Here is a 5,510-nt window from a genome sequence, read left to right on the forward strand (position 1 = left end):
ACCTCGTAGGGTACTGCCGATGGGACGGCAGGTTCGGCCGGATGACTCCGCCGAACCATCACACATGCGACTTCATGTCGCAACCACTCAAACCAACCGCCTGCAGGAATGATAAGGCGGCCTTCTCTGAACATATGGCGAAAGTAATAACCGGACAATGCCTTTTCCGCCCTTGCATTTATCCACGAGTGCGTTTCTGGGGCGGCGTCCTGGGGCGTCCGGTAGCCCCACGGCCGGGATTTTACGTGCACCTTCCCTCCGCTCACCCGCAGCGTGCGTGCAAATAGTCCAGGTGCCACGTTGTAGTGCGGAATGCTATCCCCAACCCACTCGCATCCGTTGGCCGGATCAACACTCAACATTTTTACGTAGTATCCCTTCGATGCAGACTGTTCAAAGCGTTCGCACATATGTGCGCATAGCTTGTAGGTAAAAGAGGTTGTAAGGCCTGCATCAGTCACTTTCTGAAGCAGGGGTGCAGCAGCACGAGGAAGTTTAAGTATAAGATAATCGTCCCTGAAAACCCCTGTTTTTAGCAGACAAACATAAGTAATTGTTGGCTGTCTGCCATTGCGCTCCTTCACAATGATAGCATCATCCGAGGACTCGACAATTGCCGCCAACTGCGCTTTATAAGCCTCCGCCTGCCTGCGTTCAATTATGTCCCTGAAGCTCCAAATGCGTACGATGTTTGGTCCTTCCAGGATTTTCGCTTTTGTATAGCGCTCAAAGGCCCGCCCATCGCGAGATTCGACGCTTTCAGCCGACCACGTTGCATAAATGTTCCGGTTGAGCTTAGGCAGGGGTCGTCTCTACTAACTGATACTCGATACGCCAGAGAATCCAGTTGATGGGTAACTCCATATCCAAACAACAATTAATGGCCTGGTAGACCCCCACCATCCAGCCAGCCGCTTTGAAAAACCCATTGCAGCTATTGCTTTTTCTATATGCGGCAGTTTGTGGGACCAGTCATTCCCATTGCGAGTGAAAAGCTGGATTCTCTCACCACCTATCCTGGCCAGTACTCTATAACCGTCGAATTTGATTTCATATGCCCACTCATTAGGGTCATTGGGAGCTCCATCGACAAGCATTGCGAGTTGGGGCTTGAGAATTGGCGGAAGATCAGCTTTGAGTGCGTTTTCTGGCAAATCCGGCGAAGTGAGAGCACCTTTCTTTTTAGGCGCCGCTATGCCCCGTGCAGGTTTTACGCTTTTTAGCGAGCGCGGCACTTCGCGAGCGCCAAAGCTTTCGGTGGAAATGTTTCTTTACTTGCCATTGACCGCGGTTTTCAACGTAGCACCTGCTTTAAATGCGGGAATCTTTGACGCTGCGATTTTCAGTTCTTCACCGGTCCTGGGATTGCGGCCGGTTCGTGCTGGACGTTCGCGTACTTCGAAGGTGCCAAAACCTATCAAGGACAGGGAGTCACCTTTTTTCAGTACGTCAGAAATGACCTCGATCAGTGCCCCAACAGCACGTTCAGCGTCAGCTTTGGTTGAACCGGTCTTTGTCGCCATTGCGTCGATGAGTTCTTTTTTAGTCATAGTTACCTCTCCTTTTTGTCATCCTATTAAGACCTTAGTAATTACGCCGTTACTCTACCTTAATACCTTAAGTTGTCCTTAATCCAATATCAACAAGGAAGCAAAAAAAACCTAATCATAGGAAAGCATCAAACGGAGACAAACATGAAAGAGGTTATTCCCGCACTAATCACCGGGATGCTGATATGCAAGCCTTGAGATTCATTGAAATATCTTCCTTGACCTGCTTTAAGCAGTTCATGTTGGAAAACGAACAGGATCAGGTTGAGGAAGGAGTAATAAAATTATCACCTATACGACTTGATGTCCGTTGCGATGAATAACAAAAACCTGTCCCTTTCCGGGCGCAAGGTGTTGGTCGTAGACGATGAGGAAGAGATACTGGTTATCACCAGGCTGATGCTGGAGTTACACGGCGCTGAAGTAATCACCTCTCTTACTGCTGCTGAAGGGTTGGAGCAGGTACAGACGCAAAGGCTCGATCTCATCATAAGCGACATCAGCATGCCTCACATGGACGGCTACCAGTTCATTCAGGCCGTGCGGAACCTTCCCGCCCATAAAGGGAAAGACACTCCAGCCTTGGCCGTTACCGCTTTCAGCCGATCCCAGGACCGGACAAGAGCCCTTAATGCCGGTTTCCAGGCACATCTTTCCAAACCCGTCTCACTTCAGGTGTTAATCCAGACTATTTTGGTTTGGGTATTATAAATTTGCCCCATACCACAATTGCTCATGGAAGCTTGGGCGGCAAAACGCCTCTGAACGCCTGATTGAAAAAACGCGATAATTTTCGAGGTTGTGCTCATCACAATTAAACATGCCCAGGAGTAGAAACCGGGCGTTCTAATCCTGCTCCTGATCGTTGCGTACTCGTTTGCTCACAGGATTAGCAATTTAATACTATTACCTGTAACAGCCTGCACTTAGAAATGATCCGACCAGCATTCGGCGCGATTTGAGTCAGGAATAACTGCATCTATCCACCCCCGCAAACCGGGATTAACTGCAAATGAACCTGCATTTATCCCACCGACCGCGTTTGATCTTCGCGAACGGAATAAGTGTGACTGATGGGGCAGTCATTTTAGATCGGCAAACCCGCCGCCAACATCCGCTCGCGCAACTCGGCTGCACGAGTGGGTTCAAGCTGGTTGCTGAAAAGGGGGCCGGAGAATAGTTAGACGATTAAGGCCAAACTGATAGAGTTCAAAATCCTAGTTCTTGTTTGGCCGGGCTTAGGCAGCCCCCTCTTTGAGTCACGATCCCCTGTGGAAGGCGCACTGGTTGATCGTTTATGGCATTTCACTAATTGTCCAATAAGCGTCAATGGATCGCATGATTTCGACGAATTTCTGGTAGTCGACCGGCTTGGTCATATATCCGGCAATCCCCAGGTTGAAGCTGTTCACCTTGTCCTGTTGTTCCTCAGATGTAGTCAAAACGACTACCGGAATACGCTTTAGCTGTTGATCATTTTTTACCACTTTCAGCAGCTCGATGCCGTTCATGATGGGCATGTTCAGGTCGAGCAGCATAATGCATGGCTTATCACTTGTTGAATCCTGGAGGTAGTCTAACGCTTCCTCGCCGTTTTCCACATGCACGAGCTTGTTCGTCACGTGAATTTCCTTAAGGGCGCGGGTAACTGTCATGGTATCCACTTGATCATCTTCAACTAGGAGAATAGGTTTATTGGTGACTCTCAAATTACTTTTTTTCCTTTATTTCGAGTTTAGGGGGGCTGCTTCAGTTTTGGTTAAAGAAAATTCTTAGCATCCTTGTTTTGATCCCTTATCCGAAGCGGGCCGCATTTTGCCTTGATCCACCTATTTGTAGCGGCTTGCAATGGAAAACAGCCGGGCTCGCATTTAACGCCGTTTTCGGCTCGAATTAACTGCAACTGACAGAGCACGCTAGCTCACATTAACTGCAAGTGAGCTTGCATTTATCCGCGCCAGCTTGCATTCCATTATGGCCGGCTCACATTAACTGCAAATGATGAAAGGACTGTTTTGTCTCATTAAGGTTTAGACCATCAAGCGGAAGTGTCTTGGAAATACAAATTGAACCTATTGAGACAAAAAAAGCGTCTCATTATGGTGACCCATTTGGGTATACCCTTACCCCTTACGATCCAATCTGGAGGTGCGGATCCCGCCCGCTTGGTTCAGTAATGCTTCGCTCAACTAGTCTTGCGACGACGCGCCATAAAGCCCATCAGACCAAGGCCAACCATAAACATGGCGTAGGTTTCAGGTTCAGGGACCGGAGCCAGATTCAGTGATGTTGAGATCGAAAGGTTCGATTGGCTGGTGTGACGCTCGGCAAAAAACAAATCGAAGGCATAGTTCCCAGCGGCCTTGCTTGGACCGAACAACGTGTCCAGGTTTACGGATTGGGACGCTGCAGGGTGCACACCGCCCAAGTCAATGCCCAACTTCTTGTCAAAGAACACCCAGACATCGTCGTCTCCGGTGAAGGTGAATGTCTGAGCTGCCCCAGGGACATAATCAAACGTGGCGCTAATCTGATAGGTGAAGTGGTAGTTGTGTCCTGATCCCGCATAGTTGCCGAGAAGCAGCCCGTCGACGGGGAAGAATGCGTTATTGGTGTAGCTGTATGTGCCTGATCCTGGAGAAGTTTCGTTCAAAGTGATGTCATAAGGAATGCTGGGGGCAGCAGGACCGTACCATTCAGCAAATGAAGCAGACGACGTGATATTCCCTGGAGGGCCGAACGAAACCGCTGTAGGTGAACTGCCTGAAAGTGTTGGACTGACGAGTCGGATTTCACGCCCACAATACTGATCTGAAAGTCCGGGTTAGTGCTGCCCGGAACCAGCGGCCCGGGACTGAAATCGCGAACGATACCGGGGAGCGTCGTGCTAGTCGCATTTGCGACAGGAGTCATGGCAACACTTAGTGAAAGGAGGGTAGCGCAGGTGGTAAACGATGAAGTGATTTTTTTCATATCTAGTCGCCTTATTTTTGTTGAACACTTGGAGCAAGAATAATGGCAGAGTTCTGCAAAAAAATCTTGGGAAATCACGTATTGGCATAAGATGGGTTAGCAACAAATAAAACTGTCCAGCTTACTTATATGGTGAACGAGCCAAGGGATCTGGAAGCGAAGGTAACACGTAGCAATCACGCTGCATTGCGTCGATTGTGGATGATCTGGAGCAGGTCTCATTCGCGATTAATGCGAGCCCGTGACAACGGAATGCAAGCTGGCGCGGATAAATGCAAGCTCACTTGCAAACAACGTGAGCATGAGCGCTCCGTCAGTTGCAGTTAATTCGAGCCGAAAACGGCGTTAAATGCGAGCACGACCGGTTTCAAACGCAAGCCTTTACACCTAATCCAAAATCAACTGGCTCACCAATCACCCACGACTGCCCAATTAATCGTAACTAGGCCCCTCGTCAATACCGATCCTTGTTGATGCAATCCGCCAGTCTTTTCCACCCATAAACTCCTCAAACCGGTCTAATGTCAGAGGCGGACCGAACAGATAACCCTGATAGGCAGTGCACCCATGGGCAGCAAGAAAGTCCTTTTGTGCTTCGGTTTCCACCCCCTCGGCAATTACCTCCAGCTCCATGCTTTTTGCGAGGAGCAAGATGGCGCGAACGATTGTCGCGTTGTTATGGTCGATCAGCACGTCTCTTACAAATGACTTGTCGATTTTTACCCAGTCCAGGGGCAAGCGTTTCAGATAGTAGAGTGAGGAATAGCCGACCCCGAAATCATCCAGGGCAAAACCCACACCCTTGACTTTCAGTGCCCTCATTTTTGCAATGGTTTCATCCATATTCTGGACCAGTATGCTCTCCGTTAGCTCAAGCTTGAGTCTTTTTGGGTTGGCGCCGGTCCGTTGGAGCATCGAGATCATCTGCTCGACAAAATCGGGCTGGCAAAATTGGCGAGGGCTGACATTTACGGAGAGATTGAGCTG

The 5,510-nt window shown here is 49.3% G+C and carries 7 protein-coding genes; 1 reads left to right on the forward strand and 6 read right to left on the reverse strand.

Features of this window, described 5'->3' with window-relative positions; all coding sequences use genetic code 11:
- From BMX66_RS15150 to BMX66_RS15160, 3 genes are all read right to left on the reverse strand, one after another.
- On the reverse strand, positions 1–362 hold a 362-nt coding region (locus tag BMX66_RS15150), incomplete at its 3' end, for an SOS response-associated peptidase family protein (protein WP_255398992.1).
- A 453-nt stretch (positions 363–815) separates the two neighbouring features.
- Positions 816–1,097 (reverse strand): ATP-dependent DNA ligase, encoded by a 282-nt coding sequence (locus BMX66_RS15500; RefSeq protein ID WP_121169297.1) that lies wholly within the window; start codon positions 1,095–1,097, stop codon positions 816–818.
- A 174-nt stretch (positions 1,098–1,271) separates the two neighbouring features.
- Entirely contained in the window at positions 1,272–1,550 is a 279-nt protein-coding gene (locus BMX66_RS15160) for an HU family DNA-binding protein (protein WP_090883711.1), read from the reverse strand.
- A 315-nt stretch (positions 1,551–1,865) separates the two neighbouring features.
- On the opposite strand from BMX66_RS15160, the gene BMX66_RS15165 reads away from it, so the two are divergent.
- Positions 1,866–2,261 (forward strand): response regulator, encoded by a 396-nt coding sequence (locus BMX66_RS15165; protein ID WP_255398993.1) that lies wholly within the window; start codon positions 1,866–1,868, stop codon positions 2,259–2,261.
- A 584-nt stretch (positions 2,262–2,845) separates the two neighbouring features.
- Here BMX66_RS15165 and BMX66_RS15170 read toward each other — a convergent pair.
- The 3 genes from BMX66_RS15170 to BMX66_RS15180 all read right to left on the reverse strand — a co-directional run.
- Positions 2,846–3,259: a response regulator gene (locus tag BMX66_RS15170; RefSeq protein WP_090883713.1), complete on the reverse strand. Its 414-nt coding sequence runs from the start codon at positions 3,257–3,259 to the stop codon at positions 2,846–2,848.
- A 476-nt stretch (positions 3,260–3,735) separates the two neighbouring features.
- Complete coding sequence (locus BMX66_RS15175) at positions 3,736–4,203, reverse strand: FxDxF family PEP-CTERM protein (protein WP_090883715.1); 468 nt, start codon at positions 4,201–4,203, stop codon at positions 3,736–3,738.
- A gap of 752 nt (positions 4,204–4,955) precedes the next feature.
- Positions 4,956–5,510, reverse strand: a 555-nt coding sequence (locus BMX66_RS15180; RefSeq protein ID WP_143058270.1) for an EAL domain-containing protein, incomplete at its 5' end; no start/stop codon positions are given.

It is taken from the genome of Nitrosovibrio sp. Nv6 (assembly GCF_900110495.1).
Lineage (GTDB): Bacteria > Pseudomonadota > Gammaproteobacteria > Burkholderiales > Nitrosomonadaceae > Nitrosospira.

Coding starts and splice junctions, on each gene's coding strand:
- BMX66_RS15160 (WP_090883711.1), bottom strand. CDS start 1,550: ATGACTAAAAAAGAACTCATCGACGCAATGGCGACAAAGACCGGTTCA.
- BMX66_RS15165 (WP_255398993.1), top strand. CDS start 1,866: ATGAATAACAAAAACCTGTCCCTTTCCGGGCGCAAGGTGTTGGTCGTA.
- BMX66_RS15500 (WP_121169297.1), bottom strand. CDS start 1,097: ATGCTTGTCGATGGAGCTCCCAATGACCCTAATGAGTGGGCATATGAA.